The organism is Paraburkholderia sp. BR14374 (genome assembly GCF_040948685.1).
In the GTDB taxonomy this organism is placed as follows: Bacteria; Pseudomonadota; Gammaproteobacteria; order Burkholderiales; family Burkholderiaceae; genus Paraburkholderia; species Paraburkholderia youngii.
Map to the genome: position 1 here is coordinate 84,493 of NZ_JBFPKF010000015.1, position 23,688 is coordinate 108,180.

A 23,688-nucleotide genomic window follows, 5' to 3' on the forward strand; every position below is an offset into this window, starting at 1 on the left:
TTGCAGAAGAGGCGAGGCTCGCTGCGCGAACATCTAAGAGGGCACTGTGCAACTGACGGAACTGATTGAAACCACGGTCGTGGGACTCGGCTACGAGCTCGTCGATCTCGAGCGCACCGGGCGCGGCATGATGTGTATCTATATCGACCAGCCAGCCGGCATCGCAATCGAAGACTGCGAGAAAGTCACGCGTCAGCTCCAGCACGTTCTGACGGTCGAAAATATCGATTACGAGCGGCTCGAAGTTTCGTCGCCCGGTCTCGACCGCCCGCTGAAAAAACTGGCGGATTTTGAACGTTTCGCGGGCAGCGAAGCGGTTATCACACTGAAAAAGCCATTGGACGGTCGGAAATCGTACCGGGGTATTTTGCATGCTCCGCAGGGCGAGACGATCGGTCTGGAATTTGAAGGAAAAGAAGGCGCCGCGATGCTCGATTTCACGCTCGCGGACATGGACAAGGCGCGCCTTGTTCCGAAAGTTGACTTTAGGAGCCGCAAACAATGAGTCGCGAAGTGTTGATGCTGGTGGATGCGCTGGCACGCGAGAAGAATGTCGACAAGGACGTGGTATTTGCCGCGCTCGAAGCGGCTCTCGCTTCGGCCTCCAAGAAACTCTTCGAAGAAGATGCGGATATCCGCGTCCACATCGACCGTGAAAGCGGCGAGCACGAAACGTTTCGCCGCTGGAAAGTGGTGCCGGACGAAGCCGGTCTGCAGGAGCCGGATCAGGAAATCCTGCTGTTCGAGGCGCGCGAGCAGCAGCCCGACATCCAGCTCGACGAGTTCATCGAGGAGCCGGTGCCGTCGATCGAATTCGGCCGTATCGGCGCGCAGGCCGCCAAGCAGGTGATCCTGCAGAAGGTGCGCGATGCCGAGCGCGAGCAGATCCTGAACGACTTCCTCGAGCGCGGCGAACACATCATGACCGGCTCCGTGAAGCGCCTCGACAAGGGCAACTTCATCGTCGAGTCGGGCCGCGTCGAAGCGCTGCTGCGCCGCGACCAGCTGATCCCGAAGGAAAACCTTCGCGTGGGCGACCGCGTGCGCGCGTATATCGCGAAGGTCGACCGCACCGCGCGTGGTCCGCAGATCGAGCTGTCGCGTACGGCGCCGGAATTCCTGATGAAGCTGTTCGAGATGGAAGTGCCGGAAATCGAGCAGGGCCTGCTCGAGATCAAGGCGGCGGCTCGCGATCCGGGTGTGCGCGCGAAGATCGGCGTGATCGCTTATGACAAGCGCATCGATCCGATCGGCACCTGCGTCGGTATTCGCGGCTCGCGTGTGCAGGCAGTGCGCAACGAGCTCGGTGGCGAAAACGTCGACATCGTGCTATGGTCGGAAGACCCCGCCCAGTTCGTGATCGGCGCGCTCGCGCCGGCAGCCGTGCAGTCGATCGTCGTCGATGAAGAAAAGCATTCGATGGACGTCGTCGTCGACGAGAACGAACTCGCGGTCGCGATCGGCCGCAGCGGCCAGAACGTGCGACTTGCCAGCGAGCTCACCGGTTGGCAGATCAACATCATGACGCCGGACGAATCTGCGCAGAAGCAGAATCAGGAGCGCGGCGTCCTGCGTGACCTGTTCATGGCGCGTCTCGATGTCGACGAGGAAGTCGCCGACATCCTGATCGACGAAGGCTTCACGAGCCTGGAAGAGATCGCCTACGTGCCGCTCAACGAAATGCTCGAAATCGAGGCATTCGACGAAGACACCGTTCACGAACTGCGCAACCGCTCGCGCGACGCGCTGTTGACGATGGCGATCGCGAACGAAGAAAAGGTTGAGAATGTAGCGCTCGACCTGAAGAGCCTGGACGGCATGGACGCCGACCTGCTCGCGAAACTGGCCGAACATCAGATCCAGACGCGCGACGAACTCGCCGAGCTGGCCGTGGATGAACTGGTCGAGATGACTGGGATGGGAGAGGATGCCGCTAAGGCGTTGATCATGAAAGCACGTGAACACTGGTTCCAGTGAGAAATGACCATGGCGCACTGAATTGAACGCGGCCGCGAGGCCGCATGACCCGATGCTAACCGCAAGGAATCGGTCCTTGCATTAAGAGGAATGAATGGCGAGTAACAACGTAGCCCAATTTGCCGCGGAACTGAAAATGCCTGCTGGCGTGCTGCTCGAGCAGCTGCAGGCAGCGGGCGTCCAGAAAGCGAGCGAAGACGACAACCTGTCCGAGGCGGACAAGGCGCGTCTGCTCGATCACTTGCGCAAGTCGCATGGCTCGAACGATGCCGACAAGCGCAAGATCACGCTGACGCGCCGGCATACGTCGGAGATCAAGCAGTCCGATGCGACGGGCAAAGCTCGCACCATTCAGGTCGAGGTGCGCAAGAAGCGCACGTTCGTCCGCCGCGACGAGACCGTCGCGGAAGGCGGGGATGCATCGAATCATGTGGCCGAAAGCGCGGACGTCGAAGATCTCGAACTGCAGCGTCGTGAGGAAGAAGCACGTCACGAAGCCGAGCTGCTGGAAAAGCAGGCGCAGGAGCTGAAGGCGCGTCAGGAACAGCTCGAGCGCGAAGAGGCCGAGCGCCAGGCGCGCGAGCAGGCTGCGGAAGCCGAGCGTCAGCGCGCGGAAGAAGAAGCGAAGAAGCGCGCAGCGGCTGTGGCCGAGGCGGCCGCTCGCGAGAAGGCTCAGCAGGCGGCGGCGCAAGCCGCTGCGCCGGTTGCCGCGAAGGCAAGCGAGCAGGACGACGAACGCGCGGCAGCGGAACGCGCCGCGCAACGCGAAGCTGCGAAGAAAGCGGAAGACGCTGCGCGCGTGGCTGCCGAAAAGGCGCGCGCCGAACAGGAAGAAATCGCCAAGCGCCGTGCCGCGGCCGAAGCCGAAGCGCGCGCGATTCGCGAAATGATGAACACGCCGCGCAAGGCGCAGGTGAAGGCGCCGGAACCGGCACCGAAGCCCGTTGAGCCGGCCAAGGCGGCCGAAGCCAAGGGTACGCTGCACAAGCCGGCGCGTCCGGCTGGCGAAGCACCGGCTCGCCCGGCAGCCAGGAAGCCGGCAGCCGCGGCTCCGGCACCCGCAAGCGCTCCGTCCGCGGGCGACAAGAAGAAGCCCGGCGCCGGCGGCAAGGGCGGCGGCAACTGGCAGGACGACGCAGCGAAGCGCCGCGGCATCAAGACGCGTGGCGATTCGAGCGGCGGCGTCGATCGCGGCTGGCGCGGCGGTCCGAAGGGTCGTGGCAAGCATCAGGAGCAGACCACTACGTTCCAGGCGCCGACCGAACCAATCGTGCGTGAAGTGCACGTGCCGGAAACGATCACGGTGGCGGATCTCGCGCACAAGATGGCGGTGAAGGCTTCGGAAGTCATCAAGGTGATGATGAAGCTCGGCCAGATGGTCACGATCAACCAGATGCTGGACCAGGAAACGGCGATGATCATCGTCGAGGAACTGGGCCACCGTGCGCTCGCGGCGAAGCTGGACGATCCGGAAGCCATGCTGGTCGAAGGCGAAGCGAGCGATGCCGAAGCGCTGCCGCGTCCGCCGGTCGTTACCGTGATGGGTCACGTCGACCACGGCAAGACCTCGCTGCTCGACTACATCCGCCGCGCTAAGGTTGCGGCAGGCGAAGCGGGCGGTATTACGCAGCACATCGGCGCTTACCACGTGGACACGCCGCGCGGCGTGATCACGTTCCTCGACACGCCGGGTCACGAAGCCTTTACGGCAATGCGTGCCCGCGGTGCGAAGGCGACCGACATCGTGATTCTGGTGGTGGCCGCCGACGACGGCGTGATGCCGCAGACAAAGGAAGCGATCTCCCACGCGAAGGCTGGCGGCGTGCCGCTCGTCGTCGCGATCAACAAGATCGACAAGCCGGAAGCGAATCCTGAGCGCGTGAAGCAGGAACTCGTCACGGAAGGCGTCGTGCCGGAAGAATACGGCGGCGACTCGCCGTTCGTGCCGGTGTCGGCGAAGACCGGCGCGGGCATCGACGATCTGCTCGAAAACGTGCTGCTGCAGGCCGAAGTGCTGGAATTGAAGGCACCGGTCGAATCGCCGGCCAAGGGCCTCGTGATCGAAGCGAAGCTCGACAAGGGTAAGGGCCCGGTTGCAACGATCCTCGTCCAGTCAGGTACGCTGAACCGTGGCGACGTCGTGCTGGCAGGCAGCGCCTACGGTCGCGTGCGGGCCATGCTCGACGAAACCGGCAAGCCGACCAAGTCCGCGGGTCCGTCGATCCCGGTCGAAATCCAGGGTCTGTCGGAAGTGCCGCAGGCAGGCGAAGAAGTGATCGTGATGCCGGACGAGCGCAAGGCGCGTGAAGTTGCGCTGTTCCGTCAGGGCAAGTTCCGCGACGTCAAGCTCGCCAAGCAGCAGGCCGCGAAGCTCGAGACCATGCTCGAGCAGATGGGCGAAGGCGAAGTGCAGTACATGCCGCTCATCGTCAAGGCCGACGTGCAGGGTTCGCAGGAAGCGCTGGTGCAGTCGCTGCAGAAACTCTCCACCGACGAAGTGCGCGTGCAGATCGTGCATGGCGCGGTCGGCGGCATCAGCGAGTCGGACGTCAACCTCGCGACGGCGTCGAAGGCGGTCATCATCGGCTTCAACACCCGCGCGGATGCGCAGGCTCGCAAGCTCGCGGAAGCCAATGGCGTCGATATCCGCTACTACAACATCATCTACGACGCCGTGGATGACGTGAAGGCGGCGATGTCGGGCATGCTGGCGCCGGAGAAGCGTGAAGTCGTGACGGGCACGGTCGAAGTGCGCCAGGTCTTCAAGGTACCGAAGGTCGGCACGGTGGCGGGCTGTATGGTCACGGACGGTTTCGTCAAGCGCTCGTCGTCGGTGCGCGTGCTGCGCAACAACGTCGTCATCTTCACGGGCGAGCTCGATTCGCTCAAGCGCTTCAAGGACGATGTGAAGGAAGTCCGTCAGGGCTTCGAGTGCGGTATGTCGATCAAGAACTTCAACGATATCGTCGAAGGCGATCAGTTCGAAGTCTTCGAGGTCACCGAAGTCGCGCGTACGCTGTAATCCACGCGACACGGCACAACGGGCGGAACGGGCTTGACGCCCGCTCCGCCCGTTGTTTTTGAGCCCGCTGCGTCGAGTTTGCCGCTGGCTTCGTTGTCGCGTTCGTCGCAAATGGACTCTCGCTGGCCGCGGCGAGTGCGACGCCGTTGTATCGAACGGATAACGAACAGGGCTCGCGCGAACCAATTTTTGCATCCGTTATAGCGGAGCACTTAACACCATGCCTAAGAAACGTACTACTCCCAATCGCAACGTGCAGATCGCCGATCAGATCCAGCGCGACCTGGCCGAGCTGCTGCGCGAGGTCAAGGATCCGCGCATCGGCATCGTCACGTTTCAGAGCGTCGAGCTGACACCCGACTACGCGCACGCAAAGGTCTACTTCACGACGCTGACGGGCGACCCGCAGCAGACGCTCGAAGCGCTGACGCACGCGGCCGGCCATCTGCGCAATCTGCTGTTCAAGCGCCTGCATATCCATACGGTGCCGACGCTGCATTTCCACTACGACAAGACGATCGAGCGCGCCGTGGAGATGTCGCGGTTGATCGACGAGGCAAATTCCACGCGCGCGAAAGACGACTGAGCGTCTTCGATGCCGTCGCGTTCCATGTAGCGCGCGGCGCCGTTTTTCGTGTTTCCCGAACGTTCTGCCTCCCTCGACATGACCGCACCTCAACGCCCCCGCGTGCCGCGTCGCGCGCTCGACGGCGTGCTGCTCCTCGACAAGCCGCTCGGCTTGTCGAGCAACGACGCGCTGGTTCGCGCGAAACGTCTCTATCTGGCGAAAAAGGCGGGCCACACCGGCACGCTCGATCCGCTCGCTACCGGCTTGCTGCCGCTGTGTTTCGGCGAGGCGACCAAGTTTTCGCAAGACCTGCTCGAAGCCGACAAGACCTACGAGGCCACGATGCGCCTCGGCATCCGCACGACCACCGGCGATGCCGAGGGCGAGGCGCTCGACATCCGCGCCGTCGACTGCGACGAAGCGGCGGTGCGGGCGGCCTTGCCGAGATTCGTCGGCGAGATCGTTCAGGTTCCGCCGATGTACTCGGCGCTCAAGCGCGACGGCAAGCCGCTGTATGAGTACGCGCGCGCCGGCCAAACGGTCGAGCGCGAAGGGCGGCACGTGACGATTCACGCGCTCGAGCCGATTGCGTGCGCGCTGCCGGATGTCACGTTTCGCGTGACGTGCAGCAAGGGCACGTACGTGCGCACGCTTGCCGAGGATATCGGCGAGGCGCTCGGCTGCGGCGCGCATCTGGTCGCGCTGCGCCGTACGGGCGTCGGCGCGCTGACGCTCGATCATTCGGTCACGCTCGACGCCTTGTCCGCCGCGACCGAGCTCGAACGCGACGCATGGCTGCAACCGGTCGACGCGTTGCTGTCGACGTTCCCGCAGGTCACGCTGAACGACGACGACACGCGTCGCTTCTTGCACGGCCAGCGCCTGAAGCTGTCGTCGTTGACGATCGCCGCCGATGCCGTGAATGCCCCGCGCGTGAGGGTGTACTCGGCGCAAGGGCGGCTTCTGGGGGTCGCGAAACCGGGCGAAGGCGTTCTCGCACCCGAACGTCTGGTCGTGACGACGGAGAGCTAAAGGCCGCCGTTTTGCCAGCACGGCGCGGACAATAAAAAAGCGGGAACGCCATTGTGCGATCCCGCTTTTTTATGCCCTACAGTGGAGCGGGTCGAACTCAAGCAACACCGCGAACAACCCACTCAATGCGCCGCAGCCGCCGCCGCTCCCGAGTCACCGCCCGCCCGTTCCGGCCGCGTGATCCAGATCAGCGCGATCAGCGCGACAAAAATACCGGCCGAAATGAAGAACAGATCGTTCACGCCGAGCTGCGCGGCCTGCTGCGTGACCATGGTATTGAAGAGACCATAGGTCTGCTGTTGATCCAGGCCCGCTGCGCCCATCTGATGAATCGACTGACCAAACACCGGGTTGTAAGCGTTCGCCTGCTCGGTCAGTTGTGCGTGATGCATGATCGTGCGGTGATCCCACGCGGTCTGGAAAATCGACGTGCCGATACCGCCGCACATGATCCGCACGAAGTTCGACAGCCCCGAGGCCGCCGGAATCCGATGGCCCGGCAAGCCCGACAGCGTGATCGACACGAGCGGAATGAAGAAGCCGGCCATGCCGATTCCCTGAATCAGCGTCGGCAGCATCAGTGAGTACGTATCGACGCCCGTCGTATAGCGCGAGCGCATCCAGAAACACAGCGCGAAAATCAGGAACGACAGCGTCGCGATATAGCGCGGATCGGTGCGCGGCAACACCTTGCCGGTGATCGGCGACAACAGGATCGCGAACACGCCGACGGGCGCCATCACGAGTCCCGCTTCGGTCGCTGTGTAGCCGATATCGGTCTGCAGCCACAGCGGCAACAGCACGAGATTGCCGAAGTAAAGCCCATAGCCGATCGACAACGCGATCGTGCCGCCGGTGAAGTTACGCCGGCTGAACAGCGACAGGTCAACCACCGGATGCTCGGCCGTCAGCTCCCACACGATGAAAAACGCGAGCGCGATCACCGCGACGAGCGCTAGCACGACGATCGTCGTCGACGAGAACCAGTCGAGATCCTTGCCCTTGTCGAGCATGACCTGAAGCGAGCCGACCCAGACGATCAGCAGACCGAGGCCGACGCCGTCGATTGGCGCCTTCTTGATCACCGAGTCGCGGTTACGGAAGATCATCCACGTCGCGGCGGCCGCGACCGCGCCGACCGGAATGTTGACGTAGAAGATCCACGGCCACGAGATGTTGTCGGAAATCCAGCCGCCGAGAATCGGACCGGCAACCGGCGCGATCAGCGTGGTCATCGCCCACATCGATAGCGCCATTGGCGCCTTCGCGCGCGGATAGCTCGCGAGCAGCAGCGTTTGCGACAGCGGGATCATCGGGCCGGCCACCGCGCCTTGCAGCACGCGTGACGCGAGCAGGAACGGCAGGTTCGGCGACAGCCCGCACATCCATGACGACAGCACGAAGAGCACAATGGACGCCATGAACAGCCGCACCTGGCCGATGCGGTCGGTGAGCCAGCCGGTCAGCGGTACCGAGATCGCGTTGGCCACCGCGAACGACGTGATCACCCAAGTGCCCTGGTCGGACGACACGCCGAGGTCGCCGGAAATCGACGGTATCGACACGTTGGCGATCGACGTGTCCAGCACGTTCATGAACACGGCGAGCGACACCGCGATGGTGCCGATCACCAGTTGCGCGCCCTCGAGCGGCGGGTGAGGGACTTGCGCCTGAGCCTGAGCCATTAAAAGAGCCTTCTAGGAATCGTCGGGCGGAGCCTTAGCTCTTGTGGGCCGCCGGTTTCGTGGCGGCCGCGGCGCTCGCCGCGGTCGACTTCTGCGCGCCGCCGTTCGCGTTCTGGCCAGCGTTTTCCGCGATGATGCGCGCGATTTCCGCGTCGGCTTCCGCGCCGTACTTGTCGAAGACGTTGGTCTGGTAAGCCGTGGACGGCGCCTGACCGAGCTGGCCGCCGGTGTCGTCCTTGATGTTCACGTCAGCCTGCATCGACAGGCCGATACGCAGCGGATGCTTCTCCAGTTCCTGCGGATCGAGTGAAATACGCACTGGCAGACGCTGCACGACCTTGATCCAGTTGCCGGTCGCGTTCTGCGCTGGCAGCAGCGAGAACGCCGAGCCCGTGCCGGCCGAGAAGCCGATCACCTTGCCGTGATAGGGCACCGACGAGCCGTAGACGTCGGCCGTCAGTTCGACCGGCTGGCCGATGCGCATGTGCTTCAGTTGCACCTCCTTGAAGTTCGCGTCGACCCACACGTCGTGCAGCGGCACGATCGCCATCAGCGGCGTGCCCGGCGATACGCGCTGGCCGACCTGCACCGAGCGTTTCGCGACATAGCCGGTGACCGGCGCGGGTAGCGTATTGCGAGCGTGGTTCAGGTACGCGTCGCGCAGCTTCGCGGCGGCGGCCTGCACGTTCGGGTGATTGGCGATCGTGGTGTTCGCGGTCAGCGCGCGGTTGGCCGCGAGTTGCTGTTTGGCGGCGTCGAGCGCGGCTTGTGCGCTCTTCACGGCGTCGCGTGCGTGCGAGATTTCTTCCTGCGATACCGCGCCGGTCTGCGCCACCGTCATCCGGCGCTTCAGGTCGTCCTGGGCGCGCGACAGGTCGGCCTGGCTCGCTGCGACCCGCGCTTCGTACTGGCTGTCGTCGGCGAACAGGCCACGAACCTGGCGCACTACCTGCGCAAGATTGGCCTCGGCCTGTTCGAGCGCGACGCGCGCGTCGGCCGGGTCGAGCACGACGAGCGGGTCGCCGGCCTTGACGACCTGGGTGTCGTCCGCATTGACCGCGATCACGGTGCCCGTGACCTGCGGCGTGATCTGCACGACGTTGCCGCTCACGTAGGCGTCGTCGGTGTCTTCATGGAAGCGTGCGTCGAGGAAGTAGTACAGGCCGTACGCGACCGCGGCAATCAGGATCACGATGACGAGCAGCGTCATCATGCGCTTGCGTTTGCCGTTGTTGGCCGCTTGCGGTGGAGTGGCGGGCTGCTGGGGGGTGCTCATTGATGTGCTCCGGGTTCTTTTGAACGTCGTCGTTTATTCGGGTGTTCGTGTGTATGCGTGTGGGTTGGCGCGGGCGGTCTCGCTCAGTTCGCGGCGGTGCTCGTGGCGTGGTTCGCGGCGTTGGCCGATGCGGGAGCATCGGTCGGCACAACGAGACCGGTCTGGGTCGCGTCGAAGCCGCCGCCCAGTGCCTTGATCAGGCCGATCTGCAGACTGCGGCGGCGCATCTGCAGACCGGTGACCGTCTGCTCGGCGGCGAGGCGGTTGTCGTCCGCGGTCAGCACCTGCAGTTGCGGCGACAGGCCGGCCTTATAGCGGATCACGGCGAGCTGGTACGCCTTGCTCGACGCCTCGAGCGCGCGCTGGGCGTCGCCTTCCTGGCGGTCGATCGAGCGGATCGACGACACCTGCGTGGACACGTCCTGCAGCGCGTTGATCAGCGTCTGGTTGTAGTTCGCGACGTCGCCCTCGAAGTCGGCGTAACGGCCCTTCAACTGCGCGCGCAACGCGCCGGCGTCGAAGAGCGGCAAATGGATCGCTGGGCCGAACTGGATCTGACGGCTCGACGAGGTCAGGAAACGGCCCCAGCCGAAGGCGTCGAAGCCGAAGCCGGCCGCGAGATTCACGTCCGGGTAGAACTCGGCTTTCGCTTCCTTCACGTCGTGCATGGCGGCTTCGACCTGCCAGCGCGCGGCGACGATGTCCGCGCGACGCGCCACCAGGTCGGCCGGGATGTTGTCCGGCAGCGCGACCACGTTGCCGCCGGTGAGCACCGGCTTGTCGATCTGCAGGCCCCGGTCCGGGCCTTTGCCGAGCAGCGCGCCCAACTGGTAGCGCACGACGGTGATCTGGCCGTCGAGGTCGGTCAGGTTCGACTGGCTCGTCGCGATGTTGCCGGCGGCGGTCTGCTTCTCGACGTTGGTGTCGAGACCGGCCTTCACGCGGTTATCCGTGATACGGCCGACGTCCTGGCGGTTCGCGATTTCACGCGCGGCGATGTCGCGGAACGCGTACAGCTGCGCGAGCTGGTTGTAGGTGCTCGCGACCGACGCGGCGAGCGTCACGCGCGCCTGCTGCATGTCGGCTTCGGCGGCTTTCTGCTGCGACACGGCCTGGCCGAGGCGCTGACGATTCTTGCCCCACAGGTCGAGATCCCACGACGCGCTCGCGAGCACGTTGTTCTCGCTAAACCAGCTGCCGCCGAACGGAGGCGGGAAGAGGGCGTTCGCCGAGTACAGTTCGCGGGTCCACGAATAGCTTAGTTCGGCCTTCGGGAACAGCGCCGAACGCGAGCTTTCGATATACGACGAAGCCTTCGCGAGCCGCGCCTGCGCCTGGGCGATCGACGGGCTGCCCTCGAGCGCTTCCGCGATCAGCTTCGGCAGTTGCGGGTCCCCGAACTGGTTGGCCCAGTCGAGCGATGGCCACTGGCCGCCCTCGTTGGGCAGACTCTGCGTCGACTCATACTGCGTCGGCGAGGCGATCTGCTTGTCGCTCTTGACGCCGAAGTAGTTCGCGCAGCCTGTGAGGGCGAGCGCCGTCACCGCGGCGGCGACAGCAGCCCGGCTCGACAGCGCGGGCGCGGACAGGGAAAGGGATTTCATCGCTCGACTCTTCTTTGAGTGGAATGTATTGATGGACGCAGCAAGCAAGCTATTACGATTTATTATCGGGATGGCTTGAGGCATCGCGGGAAAGTCCCGTGTGTTCGCCGGAATTGGCGAGCACGCGGCGCAGCATGCTCTTCAGGAAGCCCACTTCCTCCGGGGTGAACCCGTTCAGCAGGGTATCGAGCACGCCGTTGAAAATTGCCGGCATGCGGGCCGCGATCGCATTGCCTTCCGGCGTCAACGCGAGGCGCACGACGCGCCGGTCTTCGTTACTGCGCACCCGCGTGAGCAGGCCGCGCTTTTCGAGCCGGTCGATCAGGCGCGTGACGGCGCTTGCGTCGATACCATATTCACGCGCCAACTCGGCCGCGAGCAGGCATTTGCCGCTCGCCACCATGAACAGGATGCTGCCTTGCTGGCTAGTGATGCCGAGTTCGGCCATGCTGCGCTGCGTAACCAGATTGTGCAGAGTCGATTTCACCCGCGAGATGAGATAACCGACGCTTTCGCCGAGTTGATACTCGCTGAGATCCGGCGTGGGTTCGTTGGACGGCTCCGTCATGATTCTCGTGCGATTGCAATGGTTGACTAGGCATTAGTATAGCTGGCTGTTGATTGACACGACAAGCGTAAATACAGCTTAGGCAAGGATTATTTCCTGCTCAAGTAAGATGCCGTACGGAACGGCGTAGGGCGCGGGCGACGCGGTATTCGCGAAGTCAGCGGGGACGCGGAGGGCGTACGGTCTATCGGGGAATACCAGAAAGGATCATCCGCGCGTGCTATAATTTTGGGTTCCCAAAAGTGCGCTTTGGGCTTGTTGTCGTGGTTTGGCTCCTCAACCAGCAGCATAAGCAAGCGGCGCACTCAACCGTCTTCAGGTTTCCTATGACCCGCGCCCTACGCAACATCGCCATCATTGCTCACGTCGACCACGGCAAGACCACGCTCGTCGATCAGCTCCTCCGTCAGACCGCCACGTTCCGCGAGAACCAGCAGATCGCCGAGCGCGTGATGGACTCGAACGACATCGAAAAAGAGCGCGGCATCACGATCCTGTCGAAGAACTGCGCGGTGGAGTACGAAGGCACGCACATCAATATTGTCGACACGCCGGGGCACGCCGACTTCGGCGGCGAAGTGGAGCGCGTGCTGTCCATGGTCGACTCGGTGCTGCTGCTCGTCGACGCGGTGGAAGGCCCGATGCCGCAAACCCGCTTCGTCACGAAGAAGGCGCTCGCGCTCGGCCTGAAGCCGATCGTCGTGATCAACAAGGTCGACCGTCCGGGCGCGCGGGTCGACTGGGTGATCAACCAGACCTTCGACCTGTTCGACAAGCTCGGCGCGAGCGAAGAGCAGCTCGACTTCCCGATCGTCTACGCATCGGGGCTGAACGGCTATGCGGGTCTTACGCCTGACGTGCGCGACGGCGACATGCGTCCGCTGTTCGAGGCGATCCTTCAGCACGTGCCGGTGCGCCCGGCCGACCCGGAAGGTCCGCTGCAACTGCAGATCACGTCGCTCGACTACTCGTCGTACGTCGGCCGTATCGGCATTGGCCGTATCACGCGCGGCCGCATCAAGCCGGGCATGGCCGTCGCGGTGCGCTCGGGCCCTGAAGGCGAAATCCTCAATCGCAAGATCAACCAGGTGCTGTCGTTCAAGGGCCTCGATCGCGTCCAGGTCGATTCGGCTGAAGCCGGCGACATCGTGCTGATCAACGGTATCGAGGAAGTCGGCATCGGCGTGACGATCTGCTCGCCGGAGCAGCCGGAAGCGCTGCCGATGATCACCGTCGACGAACCCACGCTGACGATGAACTTCCTCGTCAACTCGTCGCCGCTCGCGGGCCGCGAAGGCAAGTTCGTCACCAGCCGTCAGATTCGCGATCGCCTGATGAAAGAGCTGAACCACAACGTCGCGCTGCGCGTGCGCGATACCGGCGACGAAACCACGTTCGAAGTGGCAGGCCGCGGTGAGCTGCACCTGACCATTCTGGTCGAAAACATGCGCCGCGAAGGCTACGAGCTGGCCGTGTCGCGTCCGCGAGTCGTGATGCAGGAAATCAACGGCGAGAAGCACGAGCCGTACGAAAACCTGACCGTCGACATGGAGGACACCCACCAGGGCGGCGTGATGGAAGAGCTCGGCCGCCGCAAGGGCGAAATGCTCGACATGGCGTCGGACGGCCGTGGCCGCACGCGTCTCGAGTACCGTATTTCGGCACGTGGTCTGATCGGCTTCCAGTCGGAATTCCTCACGCTGACGCGCGGCACGGGTCTGATGAGCCACACGTTCGATTCATACCAGCCGGTCAAGGAAGGCGCGGTCGGCGAGCGCCGCAACGGCGTGCTGATCTCGCAGGACGACGGCGCGGCAGTCGCGTACGCACTGTGGAAGCTGCAGGATCGCGGCCGCATGTTCGTGTCGCCGGGCGAGGCGCTGTATGAAGGCATGATCATCGGCATTCACAGCCGCGACAACGACCTCGTCGTGAACCCGATCAAGGGCAAGCAGCTCACCAACGTGCGCGCGTCGGGCACCGATGAAGCCGTGCGTCTCGTGCCGCCGGTTCAGCTGTCGCTCGAATACGCGGTCGAGTTCATCGACGACGACGAACTGGTCGAAGTCACGCCGAAGTCGATCCGTCTGCGCAAGCGCTACCTGAAGGAACATGAGCGCCGCAGCGCGAGCCGCAACAAGGTTGCCGGCGAATAAGCGGGTTTCGAATCCGTTTGGATAGCAGGAAACGGAAGCCACCTTCGGGTGGCTCTTTCGTTTTCGGCGCATCGACACTTGTGGCGCTGCATCATGCCCGGCACTTTCCGGGCGCCACAGGTGTAGACACCTATTGCGCGATTCGCCTTCTCAATTTCCACAGAACACTATTGCTCGCTGTGAAGAAGCACCCCGTTACCCGCGAAACGCCCGCCATCACAGGCTTTCCCGCGTGTGCTGTCCGCTATCTGGGCTATTCGTTCTGTGCTATGCTCCCGGGTGCAAAGTTTTAGGTCCTTCCAAGCAAGACTTGATTCGCGCAATCCGCTAAACGGTCAGGCCGTGTCGCGGAAGGTTCTGTAACCCGCTATTTCTCGAGAAACTCGAAGAAAGGTGAGCGTAAAAATGATGAAGCAATTCCAGTCGAACTCTTATCTGTTCGGCGGCAATGCTCCGTACGTTGAAGAAATGTACGAAGCGTATCTCGATAATCCGGCGTCAGTGCCCGAGACCTGGCGCAGCTATTTCGATGCGTTGCAGAACGTGCCTGCATCGGATGGCAGCAACGCCAACGACGTGGCCCACGGCCCGATCGTCGAATCCTTTGCACAGCGCGCCAAGGCCAATGCCTTCCTGCCGCGCGCAACTACCGGCGGCGAAGATCTCGCAACCGCCCGCAAACAGGTTTACGTCCAATCCCTCATCGGCGCATATCGCTTCCTCGGCTCGCAATGGGCCAATCTCGATCCTCTGAAGCGCCGCGAACGTCCCGCGATCCCCGAGCTTGAGCCCGCGTTCTACGACTTCACCGAAGCCGACATGGACCAGGAGTTCAGCGCAACGAATCTGTACTTCGGGTTCGAGCGCGCGACGCTGCGCGAGATCGTCAAAGCCCTGCGCGACACGTACTGCGGCACGATCGGCGCCGAGTACATGTACATCAGCGATCCGGAACAGAAGCGCTGGTGGAAGGAACGCCTCGAATCGATCCGTTCGACGCCGAACTTCAGCAACGACAAAAAGAAGCACATCCTGAACCGCCTGACGGCCGCCGAAGGCCTCGAGCGTTTCCTGCACACCAAGTACGTCGGCCAGAAGCGCTTCTCGCTCGAAGGCGGCGAGAGCTTCATCGCGGCGATGGACGAAGTCGTGCGTCACGGCGGTCTGCGCGGCGTTCAGGAAATCGTCATCGCGATGGCTCACCGTGGCCGTCTGAACGTGCTGGTCAATACGCTCGGCAAGATGCCGGCCGACCTGTTCGCCGAATTCGAAGGCAAGCACGTCGACGATCTGCCGGCCGGCGACGTGAAGTACCACAAGGGCTTCTCGTCAGACGTCGCGACCGAAGGCGGTCCGGTTCACCTGTCGCTCGCGTTCAACCCGTCGCACCTCGAAATCGTCAACCCGGTGGTCGAGGGCTCGGCGAAGGCCCGTATGGACCGCCGCGGCGACGAAAACGGCGTCCAGGTGCTGCCGGTGCAGATCCACGGCGACGCGGCGTTCGCAGGCCAGGGCGTCGTGATGGAAACGCTGAACCTCGCGCAAACGCGCGGTTATGGCACGCACGGCACGCTGCACATCGTCATCAACAACCAGATCGGCTTCACGACGTCGGATCCGCGCGATTCGCGCTCCACGTTGTACTGCTCGGACGTCGTCAAGATGATCGAAGCGCCGGTGCTGCACGTGAACGGTGACGATCCCGAAGCGGTCGTGCTGGCCATCCAGATGGCGATCGACTTCCGCATGCAGTTCCACAAGGACGTCGTCGTCGACATCGTCTGCTTCCGCAAGCTCGGCCACAACGAGCAGGACACCCCGGCGGTCACGCAGCCGCTGATGTACAAGACGATCTCGAAGCACCCGGGCACGCGCGCGCTGTACGCTGAAAAGCTCGTTCAGCAGGGCGTGATCAAGGCCGACGAAGGCGATGAATTCGTCAAGGCCTACCGCAAGGCAATGGACGAAGGCCATCACACAGTCGACCCGGTGCTCTCGAACTACAAGAGCAAGTACGCGGTGGACTGGGTGCCGTTCCTGAACCGCAAGTGGACCGACGCGGCCGACACGGCCGTGCCGCTCGCGGAACTGAAGCGCCTCGCCGAGCGCATCACCACGATTCCGGAAAACTTCAAGGTTCACCCGCTCGTCGAGCGCGTGATCAACGACCGTCGCGCGATGGGCCGCGGCGAAGCGAAGCTCGACTGGGGCATGGGCGAGCACCTCGCGTTCGCATCGCTGGTCGCATCGGGCTACGCAGTTCGTCTGACCGGCCAGGATTCGGGCCGCGGCACGTTCACGCACCGTCACGCGGTGCTGCACGACCAGAACCGCGAGCGCTGGAACGACGGCACCTACGTGCCGCTGCAGAACATCGCCGAAGGTCAGGCGAAGTTCACGGTGATCGACTCGGTGCTGTCGGAAGAAGCGGTGCTTGGCTTCGAATACGGTTACTCGACCGCTGAACCGAATACGTTCGTCGCGTGGGAAGCGCAGTTCGGCGACTTCGTGAACGGCGCGCAGGTCGTAATCGACCAGTTCATCTCGTCGGGCGAAGTGAAGTGGGGCCGCGTGTCGGGCCTGACGATGCTGCTGCCGCATGGCTACGAAGGCCAGGGTCCGGAGCACTCGTCGGCGCGTATCGAGCGTTTCCTGCAACTGTGCGCAGACCACAACATGCAGGTCGTACAGCCGACCACGCCGGCGCAGATCTTCCACCTGCTGCGTCGCCAGATGATCCGTCTGTTCCGCAAGCCGCTGATCGTCGCAACGCCGAAGTCGCTGCTGCGTCACAAGGAAGCCGTGTCGGATCTGTCGGAACTCGCGAAGGGTTCGTTCCAGCCGGTGATCGGCGAAGTGGACGAAACCATCGACGCGAAGAAGGTCAAGCGCGTGCTGGTCTGCTCGGGCCGCGTGTACTACGACCTGGTCGCGCATCGCCGCGAAGCGAAGGTGAACGACGTCGCGATCGTCCGTATCGAGCAGCTGTATCCGTTCGCTCACAAGCAGTTCGAAGCGGAAATGAAGAAGTACGACAACGCAACCGAAGTGGTGTGGGTGCAGGACGAGCCGCAGAATCAGGGCCCGTGGTTCTACATCGAGCACCATCTGAAGGAAGGCATGAAGGAAGGGCAGAAGCTGGCGTACAGCGGCCGTCCGGCTTCGGCTTCGCCTGCGGTGGGCTACTACGCGAAGCACTACGAGCAGCAGAAGGCGCTGGTCGAAGGCGCCTTCGCCCGCCTCAAGAGCGCGTCGATCGCCAAGTAAAGAAACAGACGAGCCCGGGAGAACGCAGTGCGTTTTCCCGCGCCGCGCCGAACGATCCCATGAGATTCAGGCGCGGCGCTCGTGGTTCGCAGGCGGTCGCGATGAAGCGCCGTCACCCGATACGTATTCAGGATACTCATAATGGCTATTGTTGAAGTCAAGGTTCCCCAGCTCTCCGAGTCGGTCTCGGAAGCGACCATGCTGCAGTGGAAGAAGAAGCCCGGCGAGGCTGTCGCTCAGGACGAAATCCTCATCGAAATCGAGACCGACAAGGTCGTGCTCGAAGTGCCGGCTCCGGCAGCAGGCGTGCTCGCGCAAGTCATCTCGAACGACGGCGACACGGTCACGGCGGACCAGGTGATCGCGAAGATCGACACCGAAGGCACCGCAGGCGCCGCCGCTGTCGAAGCCGAAGTGAAGCCGGCTCCGGTCGCCGCAGCGGCTCCCGCGCCGGCGGCGCAGTCGACAACTGCGGCTGCCGCCGCAACAGGCTCGAACACCGCAGCTTCGCCGGCTGCCGGCAAGCTGATGGCCGAGAAGGGTCTGGCCGCTGGCGACGTCGCCGGCACGGGCCGCGACGGCCGCATCACCAAGGGCGACGTGCTGAGCGCAGGCGTACCGGCTGCCAAGGCTGCACCGGCTCCGGCTGCCGCACCGAAGGCTGCCAAGCCGTCGCTGCCGGACGTCAAGGCTCCGGCATCGGCCGACCAGTGGTTGAAGGACCGTCCGGAACAGCGCGTGCCGATGTCGCGTCTGCGTGCTCGTATCGCCGAGCGTCTGCTCGAGTCGCAGCAAACCAACGCCATCCTCACGACGTTCAACGAAGTGAACATGGCGCCGGTCATGGATCTGCGCAACAAGTACAAGGACAAGTTCGAGAAGGAACACGGCGTGAAGCTCGGCTTCATGTCGTTCTTCGTGAAGGCGGCTGTTCATGCGCTGAAGAAGTTCCCCCTCGTGAACGCGTCGATCGACGGTAACGACATCGTCTATCACGGCTACTTCGACATCGGTATCGCGGTCGGTTCGCCGCGCGGTCTGGTGGTGCCGATCCTGCGCAACGCGGATCAGCTGAGCCTCGCCGACATCGAGAAGAAGATCGCCGAATTCGGCCAGAAGGCGAAGGACGGCAAGCTGTCGATCGAAGAAATGACCGGCGGTACGTTCTCGATCTCGAACGGCGGCGTGTTCGGCTCGATGCTGTCGACCCCGATCATCAACCCGCCGCAGTCCGCGATTCTCGGCGTGCACGCCACCAAGGAACGCGCTGTGGTCGAAAACGGCCAGATCGTGATCCGCCCGATGAACTACCTCGCGCTGTCGTACGACCACCGGATCATCGACGGCCGCGAAGCCGTGCTGTCGCTGGTCGCGATGAAGGACGCGCTGGAAGATCCGGCACGTCTGCTGCTCGACCTGTAAGCGCCCGCTCGGACCGCGCCGGCTTGTGAATCCGCAAACCGGCGCCATCTAGTCAGTACGTATCTCGCATTCCGCAGTACAGGAACGGCGCGCGCCACCTTGGGTGGTCCGGCGCCGTTCCGCTATCAAAGGGATTGTCATGTCCAAAGAATTTGACGTCGTCGTGATCGGTGCAGGCCCTGGCGGTTACATCGCCGCCATCCGCGCAGCGCAACTCGGCAAGACCGTCGCATGTATCGAAAAGTGGAAGAACCCGGCCGGCGCGCTGAAGCTCGGCGGCACCTGCCTTAACGTCGGCTGCATTCCGTCGAAGGCGCTGCTCGCGTCGTCGGAAGAGTTTGAAAACGCGTCGCATCATCTCGCCGACCACGGCATCTCGGTGGATAACGTCTCGGTCGATATCTCGAAGATGATGGCCCGCAAGGACGGCATCGTCGAGAAGATGACCAAGGGCATCGAATTCCTGTTCCGCAAGAACAAGATCACGTGGCTGAAGGGCCACGGCAAGTTCACCGGCAAGACCGGCGCCGGCGTGCAGATCGAAGTGAGCGGCGAGGGTGAAACCGAAGTCGTCACCGCGAAGAACGTAATCATCGCGACGGGTTCGAAGGCGCGTCATCTGCCGGGCATCCCGGTCGACAACAAGCTGATCGCCGACAACGAAGGCGCACTGTCGTTCGACACGGCACCGAAGAAGCTCGCCGTGATCGGCGCAGGCGTGATCGGTCTGGAGCTCGGCTCGGTGTGGCGCCGTCTCGGCGCTGACGTGACGGTGCTCGAAGCGCTGCCGGAGTTCCTCGGTTCGGCTGACCAGGCGCTGTCGAAGGAAGCGGCCAAGCAGTTCAAGAAGCAGGGTCTCGACATCCACGTCGGCGTCAAGGTCGGCGAAGTGAAGACTAGCGAGAACGGCGTGACGATCGCCTATACGGATAAGGACGGCAACGCGCAGACGCTCGAAGCCGACCGCCTGATCGTGTCGGTCGGCCGCGTGCCGAACACCGACAACCTCGGCCTCGAATCGATCGGCCTGAAGGCCAACGAGCGCGGCTTCATCGACGTGGACGACCACTGCGCGACGGCCGTGCCGAACGTGTACGCGATCGGCGACGTGGTGCGTGGCCCGATGCTCGCGCACAAGGCTGAAGACGAAGGCGTGATGGTCGCGGAAGTGATCGACGGCCAGAAGCCGCACATCGACTACAACTGCGTTCCGTGGGTGATCTACACCGAGCCGGAAATCGCGTGGGTCGGCAAGACCGAGCAGCAGCTGAAGGCCGAAGGCCGCGAGATCAAGACTGGCCAGTTCCCGTTCATGGCGAACGGCCGCGCGCTCGGCATCAACAAGGCGGACGGTTTCGTCAAGATGATCGCTGACGCGAAGACCGACGAACTGCTCGGCGTGCACATCATCTCGGCAAACGCATCGGACCTGATCGCGGAAGCCGTGGTGGCGATGGAGTTCAAGGCGGCCTCTGAAGACATCGGCCGTATTTGCCATCCGCATCCGTCGCTGTCGGAAGTCATGCGCGAAGCGGCACTCGCCGTCGACAAGCGCGCACTGAACATGTAAGCGCGCACGCCTGAGCGAAACGCAACCTTGGTATCACCAAAGGCGGGCGGGGTTCATTCCCTCCCGCCTTTCTTTTTGCAGCAACACGATGAACGTCACCGAATACTACGAAAAAGAACTGCAGACGCGCGGTTACCAATCCGATCCAGCGCAGCGCGCGGCGGTCGACCGCCTGCAGCGGTGCTATGAAGAGTGGACCGCATACAAGTCGCGTCGCTCGAACGCGTTCAAGAAGCTGATCATTCACCCGGATTTGCCGCGCGGCGTATACATGTGGGGCGGTGTGGGCCGCGGCAAGAGCTTCCTGATGGACAGCTTCTACATGATCGTGCCGTTGCATCGCAAGACGCGGCTGCATTTCCACGAGTTCATGCGCGAAGTGCATCGCGAGCTCGAAGAGCTCAAGGGCACGGCTGATCCGCTCGACGAACTCGCGCGCCGCATCGCGAAGCGCTATCGGCTGATCTGTTTCGACGAATTCCACGTCTCGGATATCGCCGACGCCATGATCCTCTACCGCCTGCTCGACAAGCTGTTCGAGAACGGCGTGCAGTTCGTGATGACGTCCAACTACGCGCCCGACACGCTGTATCCGGACGGCCTGCATCGCGACCGCATGCTGCCCGCGATCGAGCTGATCAAGCAGAAGCTCGACGTGGTCAACGTCGATGCGGGGATCGACTATCGCCAGCGCACGTTGGCCCAGGTCGAGGTCTATCACACGCCACTGGACGCCGCTGCCGGCAAGGCGCTGCGCGACGCTTTCGCGCGCCTCGCCGCGGTGCCCGACGAAAGTCCGCTGCTGCATATCGAGAAGCGCGAGCTGAAGGCGCTGCGCCGCGCGGACGGCGTCGTCTGGTTCGACTTCGCGACGCTGTGCGGCGGGCCGCGCTCGCAAAACGACTACCTCGAACTCGCGACCCGGTTTCACGCGGTGATCCTGTCGGACGTGCCGCAGATGTCGGTGCGCATGGCGTCGGAAGCGCGCCGCTTTACGTGGCTCATCGACGTGTTCTACGACCACAAGGTCAAGCTGCTGATGTCGGCCGCGGTGCCGCCGGAGGAGTTGTACGTCGATGGCCCGATGGCCAACGAATTCACGCGGACGGTGTCGCGAATCGTCGAGATGCAGTCGAAGGAGTATCTCGATACACCTCGCCGGATCGTCGACACGTCTCTAACCTGAGCATCGGCATACGACAGTTTTTAGGAATCGGAGTGGTCTTATATTCCGCGCGCGGGTGACTGGCTATCTTTTGTCGTTGTTCTGACAAAGGAGGAAGCATGAACTCGTACCGCGAAATCACCGATGAAGAATGGCAGCGCGTTGCGCCACTGCTGCCCGAACTCCGGCCGCGTACCGAAATGCGTGGCCGTCCGCTTGCCAATACCCGCTCAGTGCTCAACGGCGTGCTTTGGGTCATGTATAGCGGCGCGACCTGGTCCACCATGCCGCGCCGCTACCCGTCGTATCAGACCTGTCATCGCCGCTTCAAGTCCTGGTACCAATCGGGCGTGCTCAAACACGTCACGGAACAACTGCTCGGTACCGCGAGCGAAGATCTCTGCAGGTTGATGGAAGCGCGTATGCGCACGCACGCGAGCGCGAAGCACAAGCGCGCCGCGGCCCGCCGCGCAGCCGCGGCGTTCCGTGTTCCGCCCGCCGTGTATGACCAGGTATCCGCCACGTCGGTGCCGGCGACGCCGTTACGTTACGCTGCATCGTTCAAGCAGGCAGCATGACCCTCGCAAACAACTTGCCCCAATGAAGAACGGCCGCGCGATTGTTGATCGCCGGCCGTTTTTTTATGCTGTACCTGCTGGGGCTGAGCGCGCCATCGTTGCGGCATGAGGCGCTCATTCAGGCAATGTGCGAGGCGCCGCACATGGGCCCCACGTCGAAGCTCACTGCTGCCGGATCCACGTCTGCGAGCGGCCGAGCAGCGCGACACCAATATAGCCTCGCACCACGAGCTTGTTGCCGCCGTCTTCGAGATGCATCTTGCACTTGTAGACCTTGCCATTTTCAGGATCGAGAATCTGGCCATGATCCCACGCGTCGCCATCCTTCTTCATGCTGTTGATGATGGTCATGCCGAGGATCGGTTGGTCCTTGCGCGCGTCGGTGCACGCACTGCAGCGGCGATCCGACTGGTCGTTCGCGCCGATACCCTTGATGACCTTGCCGTTCAATTCGCCATTGGCGTCTTGTGTGATCTGCACGAGCGCTTTCGGCTGGCCCGTATGATCGTCGATGGTTTGCCACGTGCCGATCGGTGTCTCAGTCTGCGCCATCGCGGTCACGGCGCTGGCGAGCAGGGCGCTGGCGAGCGCGGCGTGACGGGCGGTGCGCAGCGCATGCGCGCGCACACGTTGAGTGAATCGAGTCATTACCTTCCTCCTTGATATGAGACGGCGCGATCGTGGTCGCGCGGCATTATCGGCATCGTGGTCGGATCTGCGGCACCGGTCTTCGCGATGCGGGACGATGCGAACGGCGTGCCGTTTGCACGCCAGCGCAGAATACGCGAAACTGCATGCGCCGTTTGATAGAGGAGCTTCTAATCGCCACGCGGTACTTCGGAGGTGTGTCAATTCAGCTATTCGGAAGAGCCTCGCGTTGAGCTGTCCACCAGTGCATCCATGACCGCTTTCGCGACGAAAAGATCGAGGCTGTAGTACCGCGCCGCCAAGGGAGCAAATGCGTAACTGCCATATTTTCGACGAAGAGCCCGGAACTCGCAAAATTGAGTAATAATTCCCCGTTTTCTACTAAAACAAGATCTGTTCAACAGGTGTCACATGGACCGAAAGTCAAAGCTACGAAAGATTGCTCTGGCCGCATGCATCGTAATGGGGGCCCTTCAGGGCGCGAATGCACAGGCTCTGCAGAACAGTGATGCGAGCGGTACGATCGTGTCCCAGCCGGCTCCCACGAGCGCGCCGACCGACACGTCGCAGGGCGGCCAGGCAGAGACCACTGCGCTGACGCCGGATGAAAGCCGGCAATCCGCCACCGGGAACGTGGCTGAATTGCAGCAGATGATCCACGGATCGGATCTGAGCGAATTGCGCACCACGTATAACGGCAGCTATGGCGCGAGCCTGCTGTTCTACGGCAAGGAGATGACCTACTACGTCGCGCTGTTCCAACAGAAAAACTTCTGGCGCGTGATCAAGACGCAGGACGCCGGGCGCGCCGAGCTGATCTACAAGGATTTCGCGCGGCAGACGATGCAGTTGTCGGACGTTGAGATCCGCCGTACGCAACTCGAAGCGCAGAAGGCGTTCACGCAGCGCCTGGTCGCGTTGTCGCAGGAACGCGCGAGCCGGCTGCAGGCCGACCTCGACGTCGCGCGTCAGCAGCAGAGCATCGTCGCGAGCCAGCAGGAGCAGAAGCGCGCCGAGGCGACCGAACTGGCGCAGCAGAAGGCCGCCGCGCAGGATCAGTTGCGCGTCGCGCAGCGTCAGGTCCGCAACCTGCAGCGTCAGCTCGAGAGCGGCTTGCCGCTGCATTGAGCACGACGATGTGAGCCTCGGT

Annotated in this window: 17 protein-coding genes; 12 read left to right on the plus strand and 5 right to left on the minus strand. The window is 63.2% G+C overall.

The window, feature by feature from the left end; all coding sequences use genetic code 11:
* The first annotated feature begins 46 nt into the window (after positions 1–46).
* From rimP to truB, 5 genes are all read left to right on the plus strand, one after another.
* Positions 47–505 (plus strand): ribosome maturation factor RimP, encoded by a 459-nt coding sequence (gene rimP, locus AB3X86_RS27725; RefSeq protein ID WP_368598478.1) that lies wholly within the window; start codon positions 47–49, stop codon positions 503–505.
* On the plus strand, positions 502–1,977 hold the full coding sequence (gene nusA / locus AB3X86_RS27730; RefSeq protein ID WP_368598479.1) for a transcription termination factor NusA: 1,476 nt from the start codon (positions 502–504) through the stop codon (positions 1,975–1,977). Before rimP ends, nusA begins: the two co-directional genes overlap by 4 nt.
* 94 nt (positions 1,978–2,071) lie before the next feature.
* Positions 2,072–4,999, plus strand: a complete 2,928-nt coding sequence (gene infB, locus AB3X86_RS27735; RefSeq protein ID WP_368598480.1) for a translation initiation factor IF-2 — start codon at positions 2,072–2,074, stop codon at positions 4,997–4,999.
* Positions 5,000–5,219: 220 nt separating this feature from the next.
* Positions 5,220–5,585, plus strand: a complete 366-nt coding sequence (rbfA, locus tag AB3X86_RS27740) for a 30S ribosome-binding factor RbfA (RefSeq protein WP_008922231.1) — start codon at positions 5,220–5,222, stop codon at positions 5,583–5,585.
* Between the two features lie 78 nt (positions 5,586–5,663).
* Positions 5,664–6,599: a tRNA pseudouridine(55) synthase TruB gene (gene truB, locus AB3X86_RS27745; protein WP_368598481.1), complete on the plus strand. Its 936-nt coding sequence runs from the start codon at positions 5,664–5,666 to the stop codon at positions 6,597–6,599.
* A gap of 122 nt (positions 6,600–6,721) precedes the next feature.
* Here the strand turns inward: truB and AB3X86_RS27750 are convergent, their stop codons facing one another.
* From AB3X86_RS27750 to AB3X86_RS27765, 4 genes are all read right to left on the minus strand, one after another.
* Positions 6,722–8,284: a DHA2 family efflux MFS transporter permease subunit gene (locus AB3X86_RS27750; RefSeq protein WP_368582705.1), complete on the minus strand. Its 1,563-nt coding sequence runs from the start codon at positions 8,282–8,284 to the stop codon at positions 6,722–6,724.
* Positions 8,285–8,318: 34 nt separating this feature from the next.
* A complete protein-coding gene (locus AB3X86_RS27755) occupies positions 8,319–9,560 on the minus strand; it encodes an EmrA/EmrK family multidrug efflux transporter periplasmic adaptor subunit (RefSeq protein WP_176108913.1) in 1,242 nt (413 codons plus the stop codon).
* A gap of 83 nt (positions 9,561–9,643) precedes the next feature.
* Positions 9,644–11,164, minus strand: coding sequence for an efflux transporter outer membrane subunit (locus AB3X86_RS27760; RefSeq protein ID WP_368598482.1), 1,521 nt, complete (start codon positions 11,162–11,164; stop codon positions 9,644–9,646).
* A gap of 52 nt (positions 11,165–11,216) precedes the next feature.
* On the minus strand, positions 11,217–11,732 hold the full coding sequence (locus AB3X86_RS27765) for a MarR family winged helix-turn-helix transcriptional regulator (RefSeq protein ID WP_176108911.1): 516 nt from the start codon (positions 11,730–11,732) through the stop codon (positions 11,217–11,219).
* 326 nt (positions 11,733–12,058) lie between these two features.
* On the opposite strand from AB3X86_RS27765, the gene typA reads away from it, so the two are divergent.
* From typA to AB3X86_RS27795, 6 genes are all read left to right on the plus strand, one after another.
* The gene (typA, locus tag AB3X86_RS27770) at positions 12,059–13,888 is read left to right on the plus strand and encodes a translational GTPase TypA (RefSeq protein WP_176108910.1); all 1,830 of its coding nucleotides are present in this window, start codon (positions 12,059–12,061) and stop codon (positions 13,886–13,888) included.
* A gap of 405 nt (positions 13,889–14,293) precedes the next feature.
* On the plus strand, positions 14,294–17,155 hold the full coding sequence (locus AB3X86_RS27775) for a 2-oxoglutarate dehydrogenase E1 component (RefSeq protein WP_368598483.1): 2,862 nt from the start codon (positions 14,294–14,296) through the stop codon (positions 17,153–17,155).
* A 141-nt stretch (positions 17,156–17,296) separates the two neighbouring features.
* Positions 17,297–18,577, plus strand: coding sequence for a 2-oxoglutarate dehydrogenase complex dihydrolipoyllysine-residue succinyltransferase (odhB, locus tag AB3X86_RS27780; protein WP_368598484.1), 1,281 nt, complete (start codon positions 17,297–17,299; stop codon positions 18,575–18,577).
* Between the two features lie 139 nt (positions 18,578–18,716).
* Positions 18,717–20,147 carry a dihydrolipoyl dehydrogenase gene (lpdA, locus tag AB3X86_RS27785; protein WP_368598485.1) on the plus strand — a complete coding sequence of 477 codons (1,431 nt, stop codon included), beginning with the start codon at positions 18,717–18,719 and terminating at the stop codon, positions 20,145–20,147.
* Between the two features lie 88 nt (positions 20,148–20,235).
* Entirely contained in the window at positions 20,236–21,333 is a 1,098-nt protein-coding gene (gene zapE, locus AB3X86_RS27790; protein ID WP_368598486.1) for a cell division protein ZapE, read from the plus strand.
* A 98-nt stretch (positions 21,334–21,431) separates the two neighbouring features.
* On the plus strand, positions 21,432–21,890 hold the full coding sequence (locus tag AB3X86_RS27795) for a transposase (protein ID WP_368598487.1): 459 nt from the start codon (positions 21,432–21,434) through the stop codon (positions 21,888–21,890).
* A 162-nt stretch (positions 21,891–22,052) separates the two neighbouring features.
* Here the strand turns inward: AB3X86_RS27795 and AB3X86_RS27800 are convergent, their stop codons facing one another.
* Complete coding sequence (locus AB3X86_RS27800) at positions 22,053–22,538, minus strand: DUF2147 domain-containing protein (RefSeq protein ID WP_368598488.1); 486 nt, start codon at positions 22,536–22,538, stop codon at positions 22,053–22,055.
* 411 nt (positions 22,539–22,949) lie between these two features.
* Between AB3X86_RS27800 and AB3X86_RS27805 the strand changes: the two genes are divergently transcribed.
* A complete protein-coding gene (locus AB3X86_RS27805) occupies positions 22,950–23,666 on the plus strand; it encodes a DUF2968 domain-containing protein (RefSeq protein ID WP_368598489.1) in 717 nt (238 codons plus the stop codon).
* Positions 23,667–23,688: the final 22 nt, after the last annotated feature.